Raw genomic sequence first — 18,839 nt, 5'->3', positions numbered from 1 at the left:
TTAATGCTAAAAGCCCGTGTGGTGTTCATCACGCGCTCAGGTTCTGTTCTTTGATTAAAAAGTTCATTTGTCTCAGCGAGTAGGGCAACCAGCCACTCCCCTGTGGCCCCTACTCGACAGCCATTCCCGCCGGGTATAGATAAGACAGCCTGCGAGCCACAATGGTATAATTGCCCCAACTGGCTCAAGGACGCGCGGCGCACATGAAAGTAAAATATCTGATCTATTTTTTTACCTTTGCCCTGATGTCCTCATTCGCCCTGTTTATTTCCGATGAACTGGTTGAGGCTGAGACCGGTTATCACGACAACCAACTGAACCTGTACAAGATTACCCGCACCAAAGAGATTTCAGAGGCTTTTCAGGCCACGCTGTTAGCGCACCGTTTAAAGCGTTTAAGTCTGATAAACCCGCACATTACCCCAGCGCAGTGGATGAACGCCGATCGCGTGGCGCGTGAAAAAATCGCCCGTTTTCAACCACACCTGAACAGCGAGATATCACAGCAGCTTGGTATACGGCAGAAAATCGCGGCACTTTCCATGCTCAATCTGATGGAGCAATTGTTGAATAATGACAACCTGCAGCTTTCGCAGGTTACCGATGCCAACGCCAATCTGTTCAACATCAATAGCGCCTACTATATTTCCCAAGCCAGTAAGAGCTATTACCGCTACACCTACGACACCCGCATGGTTGATGCCGACGCCTTCCTCTTTCTGGAAGCCGTACGCCTGAATAATCGGCTAAATATGTCCGTGACTGAATTGATCGACCAGGTTATTGACGTCAATACCAACCAACTCGCACGTAAAGACGCTTATCTGAAAGCCATTCAGCTCACCGGGGTATTGAATGCGTTAAGTACCCGGCTAATTTTTGTCAAGCTGACCTATAACGACCTGCAAACCACATTTTTAGTGAATGCGATCCTTGAACAATTGTCAGTAAAACGAATCAGCCGTATCACCGAAGGGCTGTATACCGCCGTGGATACGAACACGAACTACCCCGCCGATGATATCTACCAGTACGTTAATAACTTGAGCGATCTCTCACAACAGCTTTATCAGCGTAGTTTCGAAATGGAAATCGCCGCATCACAGCATAAGATCTATGACAGCCAGACGGCGATTTACGGCATGATTTCCTTAGGTGGGCTGATCACCCTGTTTATTTTTCTACCGACGCTGGTTTATTGTTCAAATATCAGCCGCTGGCTGACGAAAACACATAACAATATTTTGCGCTTATCACGCGGTAATATGAATATCGATCGCAATGAAGTGTTTTACGGTCAAGAGCTGATGGCCATCAGCGATGCCATTAAACAGCTTAAACAGTATCAGATGGAAAAGGTGACACTGGAAAATGAAAAGCACCTGCTGATCAAGGAGCTGGAAGCTTCCTCATATCTTGATCCGTTAACCAATATTTATAATCGCCGTAAGTTTTTTCTCGAGTGTGAATCTCTGGCGGCCAATAGTTACCCACTGGCCTTCTGTCTGATTGATATTGATAACTTCAAAAACCTCAACGACAATTTTGGTCATCACGTTGGCGACCTTGTACTGGTGGCGTTCGGCAAGTTATTACAAAAGACTTTCCGCTCCAGCGACATTTTCTGCCGTTATGGCGGTGAAGAATTCGCCGTAATCTTGAGTAATTGTACGCTGGAAAATGCGCGTGAAGTCATGTCAACGCTACGCGAGCTGACTCACCAACTCACCCTGACATTAGCCAATGGGCAAGAAGTCCGTTTCACCACCAGTTGCGGCATTGCGCAGGTGTGTGACATTCGGCTGTTGCCGACGGCGATCAAACAGGCAGATGAAGCCCTCTATTTCTGCAAGAATAACGGCAAAGACCGGGTTGGCATTCATACACCAACCGGTTTTATCTGAATTGTTGTTTAAAATAATTAACATTATAATTTTTATGACTAATTAGGCTAAGTCATTCACCTTACAGGTGAATCTGGCTTTTCTGCCTGTGTCCTGACGGCAAGCCAGCATAAAGGCACGTTTAATCCTCGACCCGCTCCAATGAATTGTGGTGTGATGCAGCTTCAATAACAGGATAATCCGGGTATACTCCCCCCACTTTTTTATGATTATCCGGATTTGGACACGCGCCTGACGAGGATGCAGTAACGCGCTATGACTCAATACGCCTCCCCGATTTTGACATCACTGCTTGATACTGATGCCTACAAGCTTCATATGCAGCAAGCAGTGTTTCACCGCTATCCCGCTATCAGCGTGGCGGCGGAATTCCGCTGCCGTGGTGATGAGCTGCTTGGCGAATATGCCGACGAAATCCGTGCGCAGGTCGCACTGATGAGCCAGTTGGCACTGACAGACGCTGAATTCACCTATCTATCAGGGCTCCCGTTCTTCCGTGAGGATTACCTGAGCTGGTTGCGCGAGTTTCGTTACGATCCGCAACAGGTTCAGATCGAGAATCGCGCCGGAAAGCTGCATATTCGCATTGCCGGTCCTTGGCGCGAAGTGATCATGTGGGAAGTTCCGTTACTGGCCGTCATCAGCGAAGTGGTGCACCGTCATCGCTCGCCAGATGTCACACCGGACATGGCGGTCGCCCATTTGCGCAGCAAACTGGCGCAGTTTAAAGCCATGAGTGCTGACGTGGATATTTCACGCTTCAAACTGATGGACTTCGGTACCCGCCGCCGCTTCTCGCAGGCCGTTCAGCAATCCATCGTCAGTACACTGAAAGACGAATTCCCGTATCTGGTCGGCACCAGCAATTACGATCTTGCACATCAGCTTGATCTGGCACCTGTGGGTACTCAAGCCCATGAGTGGTTCCAGGCGCACCAGCAGATCAGCCCGGTGTTGGCGAACAGCCAGCGAGCAGCATTGCAAGCCTGGTTGGATGAATATCCGGACCAGCTCGGCATCGCACTGACCGACTGTATTACTATGGATGCCTTCCTGCGCGATTTCGGTCTGCAATTCGCCCAACGCTATCAGGGACTGCGTCACGACTCAGGTGACCCGTTCGAATGGGGCGAGAAAGCCATCGCGCATTACCAGACACTGGGTATTGATCCGATGAGCAAAACGCTGGTGTTCTCTGATAACCTGGATTTGGAGAAAGCATTGGCGCTCTACCGGCATTTTTACCAACGCGTCAACCTGGTGTTCGGCATCGGCACGCGCCTGACCTGCGATATTCCCGGCGTAAAACCGCTGAACATCGTGATTAAGCTCGTTGAATGCAAAGGCAAGCCGGTGGCGAAACTTTCCGATAGCCCAGGCAAAACCATCTGCCAGGATCAAGCCTTTGTGAAAGCCTTACGTAAGGCGTTCGACCTGCCGCTGGTGAAAAAAGCGAGCTAAGCGCCCCTCCTGCGAACGCTAAAAAGCCGGCTGAATTTCCTTCGCCGGCTTTTTCTTCTTTATAAGACACTTTTCCTTGCTCCCTTTTCGCGCTTCCCCAAGAAATGTTGCACCAATCCGGCGATTTCTGCTTGTGCTCTGCACCGCGGCAAGTAACATAGCAACATCCCCATATTCTTGGGTTGTAAGCTATTTCTAAACCAAATAATTAAAGAGAGAAATCTATGAGCGTAGTGCCTGTAGTCGACGTACTGCAAGGCCGTGCTGCGGTTGACAGTGAAGTCACCGTGCGCGGTTGGGTGCGTACCCGGAGAGATTCTAAAGCTGGTATCTCCTTCCTGGCCGTCTATGACGGTTCCTGCTTTGATCCGTTACAGGCCGTCGTTAATAATTCTCTGCCGAATTATCAGGATGAAGTGCTGCATCTGACCACGGGCTGTTCGATTGAAGTCACAGGTAAAGTGGTGGCCTCTCCGGGTGAAGGCCAGAGTTTCGAGCTGCAGGCCACCGCGATTAACGTCGTTGGCTGGGTTGACGATCCGGACACCTATCCGATGGCGGCTAAACGCCACAGCATCGAATACCTGCGCGAGGTCGCTCACCTTCGTCCACGTACCAACCTGATTGGTGCCGTTGCCCGTGTGCGCCACACACTGGCACAGGCCATTCACCGTTTCTATCATGAGAATGGCTTTTTCTGGGTTTCCACACCGCTGATCACCGCGTCCGATACCGAAGGCGCCGGCGAAATGTTCCGCGTTTCAACGTTGGATCTGGAAAACCTGCCGCGTACTGACAAAGGGGCTGTCGATTTCAGCCAGGACTTTTTCGGTAAAGAAGCGTTCCTGACCGTGTCCGGCCAGTTGAACGGCGAAACCTACGCCTGTGCGCTGTCCAAGATTTACACGTTCGGCCCAACCTTCCGCGCTGAGAACTCCAACACCAGCCGCCATCTGGCAGAGTTTTGGATGATCGAACCAGAAGTGGCGTTTGCAGACCTGGAAGACATCGCCGAGCTGGCAGAAAAAATGCTGAAGTATGTGTTCCAAGCGGTGTTAAACGAACGCATGGATGACATGCAGTTCTTCGCCGAGCGCGTAGACAAAGATGCAATTGATCGCCTGCAGCGTTTTGTTTCTTCCGATTTCGCTCAGGTAGATTACACCGAAGCCGTGGAAATCCTGATCGCATCAGGTCAGACGTTCGAAAACCCGGTTTCCTGGGGTATCGACCTGTCTTCCGAGCATGAACGTTACCTGGCAGAAAAACACTTCAAAGCACCGGTTGTGGTGAAAAACTACCCGAAAGACATCAAAGCGTTCTACATGCGCATGAACGAAGATGGCAAAACCGTTGCAGCAATGGACGTGCTGGCCCCAGGCATTGGTGAAATCATTGGCGGCGCACAGCGTGAAGAACGTTTGGACGTGCTGGATCAACGTCTGGAAGCTATGGGCCTGAATAAAGAAGATTACTGGTGGTATCGTGACCTGCGTCGTTACGGCACCGTACCGCATGCTGGCTTCGGTTTGGGCTTTGAACGTTTAATCGCCTATGTGACCGGTGTACAAAACGTGCGTGATGTTATTCCATTCCCACGTACGCCACGTAATGCAAGCTTTTAATTAATCAGATAATCCATTTTTTAATTAATTTAGTTACAAAACCAAGGCCAGCTTTGCTGGCCTTTCGCATTTTTTAATATTGACCCACGTCACAAAGTTCCCTGAATATTACATTTAGTTACAAATACTTTCTTTTTGAAACCTCATTGGGACATTGGTAGCATTTTCGTTCTAGATTAACCCGGCTGTGAATGGAACACTGCGTGCAGACACAGGACGACACCAATCTATCAACAATAGTTCAAAAGAATTATTGGCGGCAGTGGCAAAGGTGTCCGAATAACACCAATGAGGGTAATATAATGATGAAGCGCAACATTCTTGCAGTGGTTATCCCGGCTCTGTTGGCTGCTGGTGCAGCAAACGCAGCGGAAATCTACAACAAAGACGGCAACAAGCTGGATCTGTACGGCAAAGTTGACGGTCTGCACTACTTCTCCAAAGACAAAGGTAATGATGGCGATCAGACCTATGTTCGTTTTGGCTTCAAAGGTGAAACCCAGATTACTGACCAACTGACCGGTTACGGCCAGTGGGAATACAACGTTCAAGCTAACCACTCTGAATCTCAAGGCACCGAAGGCACCAAGACTCGTCTGGGCTTCGCAGGTCTGAAATTTGCTGACTACGGTTCATTCGACTACGGCCGTAACTACGGCGTACTGTACGACGTAGAAGGCTGGACAGATATGCTGCCAGAGTTCGGTGGCGATACTTACACCGTTACCGACAACTTCATGACCGGCCGTACCAACGGCGTTGCTACTTACCGTAACAACAACTTCTTCGGTCTGGTTGACGGCCTGAACTTCGCTGTTCAGTACCAAGGTAAAAACCAGAACGACGGTCGTGACGTTAAGAAACAAAACGGCGACGGTTGGGGCCTGTCATCTACTTATGACATCGGCGAAGGCATCAGCGTAGGTGCTGCATATGCTTCTTCTAACCGTACCGATGATCAGAAACTGCGTTCTAACGAACGTGGCGACAAGGCTGATGCATGGACTGTTGGTGCTAAATACGACGCGAACAACGTTTACCTGGCAACCATGTACTCCGAAACCCGCAACATGACTCCGTTCGGTGGCAGCAGCTTCAGCACAACCTGTGCTGCTTCTGAAAGCTGTGGCGGTTTCGCTAGCAAAACTCAGAACTTCGAAGTGACTGCACAGTACCAGTTCGACTTCGGTCTGCGTCCAGAAGTTTCTTACCTGCAATCTAAAGGTAAAAACCTGAACGTCCCAGGCGCAGGTACTGACCAAGATCTGGTTAAATATGTTTCTGTTGGTACCACTTACTACTTCAACAAAAACATGTCCACCTACGTTGATTACAAAATCAACCTGCTGGACGACAACGAGTTCACTAAAGCCACTGGCACCGCTACCGACGATATCGTAGCTGTTGGTCTGGTTTACCAGTTCTAAGTTGTCTCACTTAGCGGCGGTTCACCGTCGAATAAGTTAAAAAAACAGGGCTTCGGCCCTGTTTTTGTTTTGTGTATCGCAGCTAATTTTTTATCCTGCCAACGCCCCTTTCCCCCTCATTTTTTATGCCGAATTTGCCTCCTTCACAAGATCGCGGTGTTTTTCTCGCAAACGGTTGGCAAAGCGTATAACTGGCGTTACCCTGATGCTTCTGTCTGCTTAACTCCGAGCCATGGAAGCACCTGACATGTTTGAAAAAATCACTGCTGCACCTGCCGATCCTATCCTGGGTCTGACCGACATTTTCCGCGCTGATGCCCGCCCTAACAAAATCAACCTGGGGATTGGTGTATACAAAGATGAAACCGGTAAAACCCCGGTGCTGACCAGCGTTAAAAAAGCTGAGCAGTATCTGCTGGAAAATGAAACCACCAAAAACTATCTCGGTATTGAAGGCATCCCTGCGTTCGCCAACTGCACGCAAGAACTGCTGTTCGGCAAGCAAAGCCCAATCATTGCCGACAAGCGTGCACGCACTGCGCAAACGCCAGGTGGCACCGGCGGCCTGCGTGTGGCAGCTGACTTCATCGCCAACCAAACCAGCGCGAAGCGTATCTGGATCAGTAACCCAAGCTGGCCAAACCATAAAAACGTGTTTGGTGCCGTCGGTCTGGAAGTATTGGAATACGCCTACTACGATGCCGCTAATCATGCGCTGGACTTTGATGGCCTGCTCAATAGCCTGAAACAGGCTCAGGCCGGTGATGTCGTCCTGTTCCATGGCTGCTGCCATAACCCGACCGGCATAGATCCAACGCCAGAACAGTGGTCCCAGTTGGCAGAACTGTCTGCCGCTAACGGCTGGCTGCCGCTGTTCGACTTCGCTTATCAAGGCTTTGCCAAAGGTCTGGAAGAAGATGCCCAGGGCCTGCGTATTTTTGCTGCCAAGCATCAGGAACTGATCGTCGCCAGTTCTTATTCCAAGAATTTCGGCCTTTACAACGAACGCGTTGGTGCTTGCACCGTCGTTGCCGCTGACACGGATACCGCCGATCGTGCCTTCAGCCAGGTGAAAGCCGCCATTCGCGCCAACTACTCCAACCCACCGTCACACGGCGCTGCTATTGTTGCGACCATTTTGGGTGATGATGCGCTGCGTGCGCTGTGGGAGCAAGAGCTGACCGATATGCGTCAACGTATTCACCGCATGCGTCAGCTGTTCGTCAATACCCTGCAGGAGAAAGGCGCGGAGCAGGACTTCAGCTTTATCATCAATCAGAACGGCATGTTCTCGTTCAGTGGATTGACGAAAGAACAGGTTCTGCGCCTGCGTGACGAGTTTGGCGTTTACGCCGTTAACTCCGGCCGTGTTAACGTTGCCGGCATGACGCCGGACAATATGGCACCGCTGTGCGAAGCCATCGTTGCCGTACTCTAAAGATTGCGGGATCTCATAAGCAAAAGGGGCGCTAAAAGCGCCCCTTTGTTATTTCTGCCGGGAAATAATCTTACCAGATGGCCGGTTCCTCTCGCAGGAACGGATTGGTTTCACGCTCCTGGCCGAAAGTAGACATAGGGCCATGCCCTGGAATAAACGCCATGTCATCGCCCTGGGGCAATAGCTTGGTGCGGATGGAGTTGATCAATGCCTGATGGTCGCCACGTGGGAAGTCGCTGCGGCCGACACCGCCGTTAAACAGTACATCCCCCACCAGCGCTAACCGCGCCTGCTCGTTAATAAAAACGATATGGCCTGGAGTATGCCCCGGGCAATGCAGCACATTAAGCGTCATTTCGCCCACCTGCACGTTGTCCCCTTCTTCCAGCCATTGGGTTGGCGTCAGTGGCGCACATTCTTCCAGTCCAAACATTTGGCTCTGTGCAGGCAGGCCGTCTAACCAGAATGCGTCTTCCTTATCCGGGCCATAGATCGGCACCTGATAGTGTTCAGCCAGCTCCGCCGCTGCGCCTACATGATCAAGATGACCATGCGTCAGCAGAATCTGCGTGATTGTCACGCCCTGTTTGGCAATTTCGGCCTTTAACTTTTCCGGCTCGCCGCCTGGATCGACCAGCGCCGCCTGCTGAGTGATCTCACACCAGATCAGGCTGCAGTTCTGACTAAAAGCAGTTACGGGGATAATTTGGTATTTCATAAGGCTCCAACCACAACATCGCCATACCCTGACGGGCTGGCGCTATTTATAATTATGGTACACAGCGATTACCAGGTCCGCACCGGGCCGGTATCGATGTGTACAAAGTTGCTACGTGGGTAATATCCTACACCACCGGCGCTCATTTTTAACGCCGCTTTGCGGATATTACTCAACTGGATGCCTTCGATATGGAAGTCCATCGCCTGTCCCTTGGTGTGGTAGCTGTGTTTGGCCACACCGCGGCTGCGCTCGCGCAGCTCATTGTTGGTGTCCAACGAACGATAACCTGAAACCAACTGTACCGGTTTGTTGGTGCCCAACAGACCTTGCAGACGATAGAGATGATCAAACAAACGGGGATCGATCGATTTAACCTTATTTGCGCGATAGTCACGGAAGAGATGATTAAGACGAACTAATTCATCTTTATTATATCCCTTGCCGTCAAAGAATTCGGCTTTCAGAGATTCGCCCGTATGCATGTTATTTACAACCAGAATACGCGGGCGCGAAGTAGAAAGACTGGCAAAGGCTTGCCCAGGGAGCAGCGCTATGCCCACGGCAGCGCTACCTAGCGCCAGCCATTTACGGCGATGATGATCAATTTTGTCCATGTTTCTGTTAAACCCGGCAAGAATATCAAAATATATGCACAAAACAGCGCACTGCCTGAACCATAACCGCCCACACTGGCTGAGTCAACCCGTGATGTCCCGCGGCTTGCAGGCACTCACGTGATGAGTGCCTGCATCATGGCCCGATATTCTGACCGTTATTTATTTATAATTACTGCATTTATTGCATTAATTTTTCGGCCTGAGCCAAAATTTGTGCACCCGATCTCACCGTATCATCATAATTGTAAATATCTGTGCGGAATTGTGGTTTTCCATCATCAGAAACCCAGGCGGTTAAATAATACAATTTAACCGGGATATGCTGACGGATATTCACGTAGGTGGTATTCCCCTCTTTCAAGGTGGACGACACACGTGTGTTATTCCAACCCGCATCCTGCAACAACATGTTTGCCAAATCCGATGCCTTATTGACCCGCACACAGCCTGAGCTCAAAGCGCGAATGTCTTTCTGGAACAGGTTATGGTTAGGCGTATCGTGCAGGTAGATGGCATCCGAGCTTGGCATGTTGAATTTAAAGCGACCCAACGAGTTGGTGGCACCTGGCGCCTGACGAATCCGGTACGGGAAGTTGCGGGCAGAAACCATGTTCCAGTCGATCATTGCGGGGTTAATCACCTCAGCATCGTTGCTCCAGCCGGAAAGCACGGTATAACCGTGTTTCTGGAAGTAGCTGCCGTCACGCATCGCCTTCGGCACGATATCCTCGCGCACCAGCGTAGTCGGCACGTTCCAAGGTGGGTTAACCACCACGTTATTCAGCGCACTGTTCATCAACGGCGTCTTGCGGCTTGGTCTGCCGACGATCACTCGCGAAGAAAGCACTTCATTGCCGTTCTGATAATACGTCAATGAGTAGTTTGGAATATTCACCATGATCCCGGTGCCCACATGGCCGGGAAGAATGCGTAAACGTTGGATATTCAGCGCCAACAGTGAGGCACGCATTTGTGGCGTCACATTAAGCCATTCACGCGTACGCGGGCCTATCACGCCATCCGCACTCAAGCCTTGCCATTTCTGGAAGCGTTTAACGCCCTCAACCAGATCGTTGGTATAGCGATTATCCGTGACCGTCACCGGGCTTTCAGACTGCTGTGAAAACGGAGATTGTGGTGTAGGTACGATATCTTTTACCGGTGCAGCCGCTGGACTTACGACAGCAATCTTGGCCTCGCGATTTTTCTCTTCATCGACAGAGAGACCACCGTCATCGGGTTCATTACGCGAACCCGTTAATACCGCAGGCGGATCCTGTGTTTCATCCGGCGCAGCAGTGGCCGTCGTGGTTAACATGCCGTTGCGCGCCAATATCTCACGCAGGGCGGGAATATCATTGCTCAGTTGATCTGGGCGTAAGCTCGGCCCATTCGCCATTTGCGGCCAGGGACGATTGTCGGCCAGCATATCGCGTAATGCCTGATGCATCTTGGCGTATTGCGGGTGCTGAGGTGCGAGCGAAGTCACATACGCCAGGGTCTTGCCCTGGCGCACCGCCAGTTGCCATTGGTTTATCACCGTATTAGGCGGCAGACCGAGTTTGTAAGGAATATTGCTGTACAACCAGCTATTGCCATTGGCACCGATCGACGAAACAAACTGCAAATAACCCAACATCGCGTCAGACAGTACGACGTCGCGCGCCACATCGGTAATGGCTGGATCGGTCAACTGTTTTACCCATTGGGTAAACTGCGGCTGCACACCGGACATCGCCAATTCGGCAAGCTGTTGCTGGAACTGCTGAACCGCTTCGCGATCCTGCCACATCAATTGCATCCGGTTCGCCGCGTACAGAGGAGCAAGCGTTGAGAGATAATGTGGTGTAATACCTTTTGGCAAAGCAGCAAGCAATTCCGAACGACTTTGCGCGACTGACATGCCAGATGACGCTACCGGAAAGGCAGGAACGGTTGCCCATACGGGTAATGACGACGCCAGACCACATGCAATTGCGCAACTCAACGCCAGACGCCGTACCGTGTTTCCATTTCTAAGCAACATCCATTGCCCCCTGTATGCTCACAAAAAATACAACCAAGACAGCTTATTAGTTTCAGTATACGAACAGAAAAGCCATTTTGCCCTTGGGCGCTTATGAATAACTGTTATTTCATTAAGCTACCCGGTTTTAAACGGATAAAAAAGCAGGACCATCATCCATGCGCACAAAAAAATAGCCACCCCAAGGCGGCTATTTTCAGATTATTAGTGGGCTTTTCTCCGTTTACGGCGTTTCTGCCGCAGTGACGCCTAACGCAGGCGGCTCGTTAGCGAAACCGCGCAACCCCACGACATGTACGTGTTCATGGTTCTGGAACACCTTACGCACCAACTTATACGTCGTGCCTTTTTCCGGGCTGATGTTTTCCGGTGCCGCGATGATCAGCTGCATTTCCAGACGATCGCACAACTCAAACAACGTCGCGATGGATTTGGCATCCAGTCGCGCAGCTTCGTCGAGGAACAGCAGGCGACATGGGGAAATATCTTTACCGCGCAGGCGACGGGACTCTTCTTCCCAGCTCTGCACGACCATCACCAAAATCGACATCCCGGTACCGATCGCTTCCCCGGTTGACAGCGCACCACTCTCAGCACGCAACCAACCATCGGAGCCGCGGAAGACTTCCACTTCCAGTTCCAGGTAGTTACGGTAATCCAGCAACTCTTCGCCAATAGTTTGCGGCGTGCGTTGCCCCATATCAATCTGGGGATTCAGGCGTTGATAGAGCTTGGCCAGCGCTTCGGAGAAGGTCAGGCGGTTGCTGTTGAACAGATCCTGATGTTGTTCCTGCTGTTCGGAAAGCACATCCAAAAGAGTCGCATGTGCTTCACGCACGTTGACGTTCAGTCGTACGCTTTTCACCTGCCCGAAGGAAACCGCCTGCAAACCCTGGTTGAGCATGCGGATACGGTTTTGTTCACGCTGGATCGTTTTGCGAATGATGTTCGCCACGCTCTTGGAACTGATCGCCAGCTTCTGCTCACGTGCCGTCAATTCTTCCGTCAGGCGGCCCAGTTCAATCTCCATCTGTTCGATGGCTTCAACCGGGTCGTCGGTACGGATGATGTCCTGACGAATACGCTCACGCAGATGTTGGTATACCGCGATATAGAACTGAATCTTGCGTTCTGGGCGCTTAGGATCTTCAGAAAGACGCAGTACATCACGCAGGTGTTCGTTATCCGACACCGCCAGACGCAATGCACCAAGAGCCTTATCCGACATTGAACGCAGCTCGTCACCGTCCATATAGGCCAGTTCACGACGATGCAGACGACGTTCAACCCCGTTGTCTTTCACCATGCGCATGACCGCGCACCAGCCGGCTTTGGCAGTGACGACCTGCTCACGCAGCTGATAATAATCCCGCTCAAGCTTGCGCAGTTTCTTCTGCAGGCTGTCCATTTCCGCTTCGCAGAAGGTCAGTTGCTTTTCCAACTGATTACGCCGCGCACGGTTGTTGCTCAGCCCGGCATGTAATTCATCACGACGCGCACGTGCGCGCGCCTCGGCATTGGCATCCGCCTGCACGCCAATGTCCACCAGCTCCTGGCTCAATTCTTTGAGCATATCGCGCTTAGCGTCATACGAGCTTTTAAGCGACGCCAACACCTGGCTGTACTGGGTAAATTGAGTCTGATACTGACGCAGCTGTTCACGGGCGCGGGTACGTTCCGCTTCCGCGTGTTCCAAACGTTGGCGCAGCTTGTCATTCAAATCGTTGTTGGCATTTTGCATACCGGCAGAATCGGTATAGCTGAAGTGTGCACGACGCTGTACTACTTCAGTCAGGGCAAACGCCTGCTGCTTGGCCTGGCGCTGTACGCTCTGTGCCTGAGTGTAATCCTGCTGCAACTGTTCGTGCTGTTGCGGATCGCTCTGCAACACCGACAACAGCGGTTCCAGCTTGGTCAGTGAAACACTGTGCTGCTGGATATGGCGTGCAGCATCCTGCGCCTCTTCCAATTCTTCACGGATTTCCTCAACGCGATCCTGCAAGGTTTCATCGTTTAACAATGAAACCAGCGGCATCAGGCGATTCAGCGCAGAGATGCCCTCTTTCGCCTGATCATATTGCTGACGTTGTTGTTGATTCTGTGCCTCATGGTTATTCAGAGCGCGTTCGATTTCCCCACGGCGTGTCGTGAGGCCACGGATTTCCGCCTCTGGATCGGCGTCAAATGCCACTGCCAGATGGGAACCAATGAAACGGCTGAAGGCCTGATGCGAACGCTGGGTCTTCTGCACGTCGAAAGACAACGTCGCGTAACACTCTGCCAGTTTTTCCCGTTCACCATGCAGCACTTCCAAGCGGTTCTCACGTGCGGCGCGGCCAAACAACGGCACGTCCGGATAACGCGAGTAGCGCCACTGGCGCTCAGCGGTTTTCACCAACACCGCCCTGTCTTGCTCTTCGACCGCAAAGACGCTGTCATCAAATGACTGCGGATCCCCTTCGATCAAGTAGAGATCTTCCGGGCAGTCTTCCAGACCTTCCAACATCTCGCGCACCAGCGACAAATCCGGCACCACGATCGCATGGCGTGACGGACCATACAGCGCGGAGAAGTAAGGTGCATCATCGATGGTGACATCGTCATAGATTTCAGAGAGCAATACGCCGCCAAAACGTTCGGCCAACGTAACCAGACGCTGATCTTCGGCACCGCCTGGCTGGCTGAGACGTTCGATCTGCGCTTCAACGGCACGCTTGCCTGCCGCGACCTCGTCACGCTCTACCGTGGTTTCACGCTCGCGCTCCAGCAATTGCTGCATGTACTCGGTGACTTGCTGGCTGTTTTCAAACGCTTCGCCACTTTGCTCACTGAGTTGACTCAGTGAATCCTGCGCTGCCAACCAGATTGGGGCACGGGCAGTGAGTTCGCGGATACGCTGTTGGATTTGCTCCAGTTCCTGGCGCATTTCCATCCGGCGTTCGCCAGCATCACTGACGCTTTGCGACAAGGATTCCAGACGCTCTTCCAGTTCTTGCTGCAGTGCCTCAAGATCGTCCGGTTGATACTGTTGGCCATGACGTTTGCAGAATTCTTGCAACAGACGCTCGGCGTCCTGCTGAGAACGTAAACGCTGTTCCAGCTCACTCAAACGCATGCGCAACGGCTGCACGCGCTCGGCAAGGTGTTGCTGTGAAGGCCAGTCGCGCAGTAACTCACGTGCACACTGCCAGGCTTCGCTACGGCTGACCTGACCGGCAATTTTGCCTACCAGCTGATAGGCTTGTTCAAACTGGCCGTGTGCGGCGTCGGCTACGCTCAGTTTCTGCTCCAGCATCAGCAACGCTTCCGTCGCTTCCTGCTCACGAGCCTGGAAAGTATCGAGCCACTCTTCCGCATTCTCGGCACTCAGTTCCGGCAGTTGGCACAGGGCACGAGCACGTTCCAGCGCCTGCAACGCCTGCTGGTATTGAATGGCGCGGGTCTGCTGCACGTCCAACGCCTGCTGGTAGTCAGCGAGCTGGCTTTTCAGCTCATCCACCTCCAGTTCGGCTGCCTCGGCACGCGCTTCGTTTTCGGCCTGCTGTTCACTGGCCTCTGCCACCACTTCGTTCTGTTCTTCCAGTCGGTAGGTCAGCTCTTCCAGATCGCCTTCATAGCGCTCGATCTTTTCCTGCTGACGCATCGCCGTCTGCACCAGATTCAAGTGATCGCTGGCGGCCTGGTAATCGGTTTCCAGATCGGATTCCGCACCGCTCTGCTCCGCCAGTTCACGCGCCATTTCCACATGGCGATATTGCTCGGCTGCCAGCTGTTTGCGGCTGCCCAGCAGATCGCTGCGCAACGCCAACGCGCCGTCCAAATGGATGCGGCGTTCATTGGCATGACGCATATAGTCAGCCGCCACATAGGATGTGGCTTCGGAAATCAGGTGTTTGAACAGATCACGGTCAGTCTGGGTAACGCGGATTGCTTCCAGCGTCATGCGGTTTTCACGCAACGCCGCTTCCATGTCCTGGAATGCCTTGCGCACGCCGCTGTTTTCCGGCAACAAATAGTCACGTAACGAGCGGGTGATGGCGCTGGAAATACCGCCATACAGCGAGGCCTCGATCAGGCGATAAAACTTACTGCGATCTGACGATGAACGCAGACGTTTGGGGATCACGCCCAAATCGAACATTAATGAGTGATAGTCGGTAATGGAGTTGAACTGCTTGAACTGCACGCCTTCCATCTCTTCAACGCGCTCTTTCAGTTCCTGCAGCGTCAACACACGAGCCTGGCGTTCGCCAACCGTTTGGGTCAGCAGCTCCGTAGGCTGTACCGCCGTTGGCAGCCCCTGGATGGTGAACGGCTTGATATCCACCTTGCGATCGCGCCCTGCTACCTGCTGCAGACGCACACCAACCACAACGCGTTGATGACGCGAGTTGATCACATCGAGGGTGGAATAACACACCCCGGCGCGTAGCTTACCGTGCAAGCCTTTATCGCGTGAGCCGCTGGTAGCACCGGCTTCGGTGGTATTACGGAAGTGCAACAGCGTCAAATCAGGAATCAACGCAGTGACGAAAGCCGCCATGGTGGTGGATTTCCCTGCCCCGTTACCGCCAGACAGCGTGGTCACCAACTCATCGAGATCAAAGGTGCGGGCGAAAAAACCGTTCCAGTTGACCAGCGTCAGCGAGCGAAATTTACCGCGTTCAATCATTCCTGTTCATCCTCTGCACTGTCCGGAGTGTTATCCAGCTGCGAGTCTTCAGCATCGCTTTCATCATTCAGCGACAGGCTGTTCTCAACCGGCATAGCTTCGCCGTCACGAATCATACGCAACTGCGCTTCACGCGGATCGTCACCACTACGCACGTCTGCACCAAAGCGGAATACCGCCTCCGTGATGCGGAACTTGTTGCTGTCGCTGCCCATAAAATAGATCATGCCCAGGCGACGCAGGCGGTTCAGTGACGTTCGCACTTTCTCGTGCAGTTTCTGACGATCGAGATCCGACCCCGTGGAACGTTGGTTAACGAATTTCAGCAATTTGGTTTCGTCGGCCAGGCTCAATAACTCGTCGTACAGTTCCTGATGGCTGAATATCCCTTCATGCGCCAAACGTTCCGGGCTGAGGTAGAGATAGCACAGGATTTTACCCACCATCATATCCAGCTCAGACAACACCGAACGCGGGATCAACGTCGTGGAACGTGGGCGTAGGTAGAAGAACCCTTCCGGTGCCCGGATCAACTCCACGCTGTAGCGGGCATAAAACTCTTCCAGTTCATCCTGGAAATCCATTAAGAAAGCGTGGTTGTCCAGTTCATCGATACCGATGTGACGACCCGCACGCAGTTGGCTGTCCAGCGCCGGGAACAGCGAGTTAGACAATGCCTTGGCCAGCTTAACTGGCATTACTTGTTCAATATTTGTCGATGACATGGGCCTGGACCTTGGCTCCGTAATCATTGATTGCCTGCCATTGCGCCGGCAACCCTGAAAAATCTGCTTCAGCCACACCAAGGCGCACTGCCTGGTCGACCACTAAACGAGCCACGTCAAAGTGACGAGCTCGCGGATATTGCGCCAGATAATCGCGCATTACCGCTCCTAAATTGAGCGGCATCTGTTGTTCCTGATAAATTTTCAACGCTTGTTCGATCATCGCCGCCAGCTGTTCGCGGATTTCGCTGAATTCTTCAAATTCCAGATCCGGCGGCAATTCCCCGGTCACTTCCTCACTGCGCAACGCCAGTTCTTCGTCACGCATATCCAGCAGGCGATCGGCGTTGGCATGGGTCAGCGTCCATGGATTATCGAAATAATTTTGTACCGACTGACGCAGGCGCTGTGCGAACACACGGTTTTTATCCATATCGATAGCGGTACGGATAAATTTATGCACGTGGCGGTCGTAGCCGATCCACAGGTCGATTGCCTGTTGCCCCCAGCTGATAATGCGGTCGAGCTTGCTTTGCAGATCAAACACCAGTTTGTCGACAAAACCTAGCTCAGCCCCACCGAGCGTTGCATCCTGAATGCGCAGCAGGTTGGCTTGCAGCTTGTCGCCCGCCGCTTCCAGCGTATCTTGCAGTTCACGTAAGGTGCCCGAGGTCTCGGATAGTAGCATTTCACAGCTGGAGATCGCTGCACGCCAATCCTGATTCAGCAAGGCTGCGATATCCTCTTTCACGCCTTGCTGTTGCTCATCCATCACCCGCTGGGTCATGTCGATGCTGTCGAATATTTCTGCCACTGAATATTTTAACGGTGCAAACACGTTGCGGTGCCAGTGGAAATCATCGCCACCCTCTTCGGCGGCATCGGCAGCACGTTTCAGTTCCTGCGCGACGATCGATAGCTGCATCGACAAACGCAGCGTAGAGAATTCGCGCTGACGGATATAGTAATCAGTAATACCTATGCCCAGCGGCGTCAGACGGTAAATCGCATTGCCGTCTGCCAGTTCGCTGGTAAAGCGGTTTAACAGGCGCTGGCGCACCATGTCGTTAATCGCATTGTTGGCACGGACTGCCACCGTTTCATGCGTCTGTTCGAAACCTTTGCTGACATGGCGAAATGCATCAACCAGCTCACCTTCGCTCATCTCGCCGTCCAGCCGCTCGCCATTTAATGTGGCAATAGCGAGCAAAAACGCGAGACGCTCCGTAGGGAGCGAAATAGAGAAATCATTTTTCCGTGCCCAGGCGACCAGTTCGGGTACTGTCTGGGAAAATTCACTCATAGTTCGTCCTTCAGGTTTGGTTTATGCGCCATGACGTGAATATAGCGCCCCAAACTCACGTACGGCTCCTGCCGGCAATAGTGCTGTTCAAGCGCCAATAGCTCTTCAAATTTTTGTGTCTGAAGCTGCCTACTCTGCAGATAATCGTGGAACACCCGCACCCCGGTTTTGCCGCTGATGCGCATGCCCAACTGTTCCAGCCAGCCATACACCTGTGGCGGGCTATGCGGATACTGTGGTGACAACGAACGCTTTCTGCGCCTTCTGACCTCTGGGTTCACCAGTTGGAAATTACCCAACACCACGTTACGCATCAAGAGGCCATTAGCATTAAAGAACATCAATGACAGCGCACCGCCTGGTAACAAGCAGTCAGACAATGCCTGTAAAGCTGCCTCAGGTTCAGCGATCCATTCAAGCACCGCATGAAACAATATCAGATCAACCGGCTGTTCCAAGTGTTGGCCAATGTCCTGCGCAGAACTTTGTATGAATTGCATGTTCTGGCTCACACCTTTCTGCTCAGCCAGCGACGCGGCGCGTTGGATCATCTCACCAGAAAGATCGCACAACAACACCTGATGTCCTAATTCTGCCAGTTGGCAGGCCATATGGCCTTCGCCACCGCCGGCATCCAGAATGCGCAGCGGCCGCTGCGGCAACTGGGCCAGCAGCGTGGTCAGATCCTGCCAGACCACGGCCTGGCGGATTTTACCTTTAGTGGTGCCGTAAATATTACGCGCAAACTTTTCAGCAATATCGTCAAAATTGCGATCCTGCATGGACTACGGCTCCGCTGATCTTATTCTTCTGGGGGCAAAGTGCCAGCCCATTCAAACCTGCTATTTTGGCACAGACTGGCTTAGAATGAATCTTCTTGCGGCCTGATTGTGCCCAGATGTCGTTTTTTCGCCCAAAAG

General features: G+C 52.4%; 12 protein-coding genes. 5 read left to right on the top strand and 7 right to left on the bottom strand.

Annotated features, from left to right (window positions below; translation table 11 throughout):
• Window positions 1–203: 203 nt before the first annotated feature.
• The 5 genes from AC2FCQ_RS18605 (at window position 204) to AC2FCQ_RS18585 (ending at window position 7,855) form a co-directional block, all read left to right on the top strand.
• Window positions 204–1,904, top strand: a complete 1,701-nt coding sequence (locus AC2FCQ_RS18605; RefSeq protein ID WP_404759934.1) for a diguanylate cyclase domain-containing protein — start codon at window positions 204–206, stop codon at window positions 1,902–1,904.
• 255 nt (window positions 1,905–2,159) lie between these two features.
• Window positions 2,160–3,365, top strand: a complete 1,206-nt coding sequence (gene pncB, locus AC2FCQ_RS18600; protein ID WP_490308730.1) for a nicotinate phosphoribosyltransferase — start codon at window positions 2,160–2,162, stop codon at window positions 3,363–3,365.
• A gap of 224 nt (window positions 3,366–3,589) precedes the next feature.
• A complete protein-coding gene (gene asnS / locus AC2FCQ_RS18595; RefSeq protein WP_209632581.1) occupies window positions 3,590–4,990 on the top strand; it encodes an asparagine--tRNA ligase in 1,401 nt (466 codons plus the stop codon).
• 302 nt (window positions 4,991–5,292) lie between these two features.
• Window positions 5,293–6,417, top strand: coding sequence for a porin OmpC (gene ompC / locus AC2FCQ_RS18590; protein ID WP_404759935.1), 1,125 nt, complete (start codon window positions 5,293–5,295; stop codon window positions 6,415–6,417).
• 247 nt (window positions 6,418–6,664) lie between these two features.
• A complete protein-coding gene (locus AC2FCQ_RS18585; protein ID WP_209632580.1) occupies window positions 6,665–7,855 on the top strand; it encodes an amino acid aminotransferase in 1,191 nt (396 codons plus the stop codon).
• A 70-nt stretch (window positions 7,856–7,925) separates the two neighbouring features.
• On the opposite strand, the gene AC2FCQ_RS18580 is transcribed toward AC2FCQ_RS18585, so the two are convergent.
• The 7 genes from AC2FCQ_RS18580 to cmoM form a co-directional block, all read right to left on the bottom strand.
• A complete protein-coding gene (locus AC2FCQ_RS18580; RefSeq protein WP_490308732.1) occupies window positions 7,926–8,573 on the bottom strand; it encodes an MBL fold metallo-hydrolase in 648 nt (215 codons plus the stop codon).
• Between the two features lie 68 nt (window positions 8,574–8,641).
• A complete protein-coding gene (mepK, locus tag AC2FCQ_RS18575) occupies window positions 8,642–9,190 on the bottom strand; it encodes a peptidoglycan L,D-endopeptidase MepK (RefSeq protein WP_020826147.1) in 549 nt (182 codons plus the stop codon).
• 181 nt (window positions 9,191–9,371) lie between these two features.
• Entirely contained in the window at window positions 9,372–11,219 is a 1,848-nt protein-coding gene (gene ldtD, locus AC2FCQ_RS18570; protein ID WP_209632577.1) for a L,D-transpeptidase, read from the bottom strand.
• A gap of 223 nt (window positions 11,220–11,442) precedes the next feature.
• On the bottom strand, window positions 11,443–15,891 hold the full coding sequence (gene mukB / locus AC2FCQ_RS18565; RefSeq protein ID WP_490308733.1) for a chromosome partition protein MukB: 4,449 nt from the start codon (window positions 15,889–15,891) through the stop codon (window positions 11,443–11,445).
• Window positions 15,888–16,616: a chromosome partition protein MukE gene (gene mukE, locus AC2FCQ_RS18560; protein WP_209632575.1), complete on the bottom strand. Its 729-nt coding sequence runs from the start codon at window positions 16,614–16,616 to the stop codon at window positions 15,888–15,890. Before mukE ends, mukB begins: the two co-directional genes overlap by 4 nt.
• Complete coding sequence (gene mukF / locus AC2FCQ_RS18555; protein WP_209632574.1) at window positions 16,597–17,919, bottom strand: chromosome partition protein MukF; 1,323 nt, start codon at window positions 17,917–17,919, stop codon at window positions 16,597–16,599. Before mukF ends, mukE begins: the two co-directional genes overlap by 20 nt.
• The gene (gene cmoM, locus AC2FCQ_RS18550; protein ID WP_037421971.1) at window positions 17,916–18,701 is read right to left on the bottom strand and encodes a tRNA uridine 5-oxyacetic acid(34) methyltransferase CmoM; all 786 of its coding nucleotides are present in this window, start codon (window positions 18,699–18,701) and stop codon (window positions 17,916–17,918) included. Before cmoM ends, mukF begins: the two co-directional genes overlap by 4 nt.
• Window positions 18,702–18,839 lie beyond the last annotated feature (138 nt).

It is taken from the genome of Serratia sp. CoH_134_PS_4 (assembly GCF_058190535.1).
This window is presented reverse-complemented; position numbering and strand designations above follow the sequence as displayed.

Coding starts and splice junctions, on each gene's coding strand:
- AC2FCQ_RS18585 (WP_209632580.1), top strand. CDS start 6,665: ATGTTTGAAAAAATCACTGCTGCACCTGCCGATCCTATCCTGGGTCTG.
- mepK (WP_020826147.1), bottom strand. CDS start 9,190: ATGGACAAAATTGATCATCATCGCCGTAAATGGCTGGCGCTAGGTAGC.
- cmoM (WP_037421971.1), bottom strand. CDS start 18,701: ATGCAGGATCGCAATTTTGACGATATTGCTGAAAAGTTTGCGCGTAAT.
- AC2FCQ_RS18605 (WP_404759934.1), top strand. CDS start 204: ATGAAAGTAAAATATCTGATCTATTTTTTTACCTTTGCCCTGATGTCC.
- mukE (WP_209632575.1), bottom strand. CDS start 16,616: ATGTCATCGACAAATATTGAACAAGTAATGCCAGTTAAGCTGGCCAAG.
- asnS (WP_209632581.1), top strand. CDS start 3,590: ATGAGCGTAGTGCCTGTAGTCGACGTACTGCAAGGCCGTGCTGCGGTT.
- ompC (WP_404759935.1), top strand. CDS start 5,293: ATGATGAAGCGCAACATTCTTGCAGTGGTTATCCCGGCTCTGTTGGCT.
- pncB (WP_490308730.1), top strand. CDS start 2,160: ATGACTCAATACGCCTCCCCGATTTTGACATCACTGCTTGATACTGAT.
- AC2FCQ_RS18580 (WP_490308732.1), bottom strand. CDS start 8,573: ATGAAATACCAAATTATCCCCGTAACTGCTTTTAGTCAGAACTGCAGC.
- mukF (WP_209632574.1), bottom strand. CDS start 17,919: ATGAGTGAATTTTCCCAGACAGTACCCGAACTGGTCGCCTGGGCACGG.
- mukB (WP_490308733.1), bottom strand. CDS start 15,891: ATGATTGAACGCGGTAAATTTCGCTCGCTGACGCTGGTCAACTGGAAC.
- ldtD (WP_209632577.1), bottom strand. CDS start 11,219: ATGTTGCTTAGAAATGGAAACACGGTACGGCGTCTGGCGTTGAGTTGC.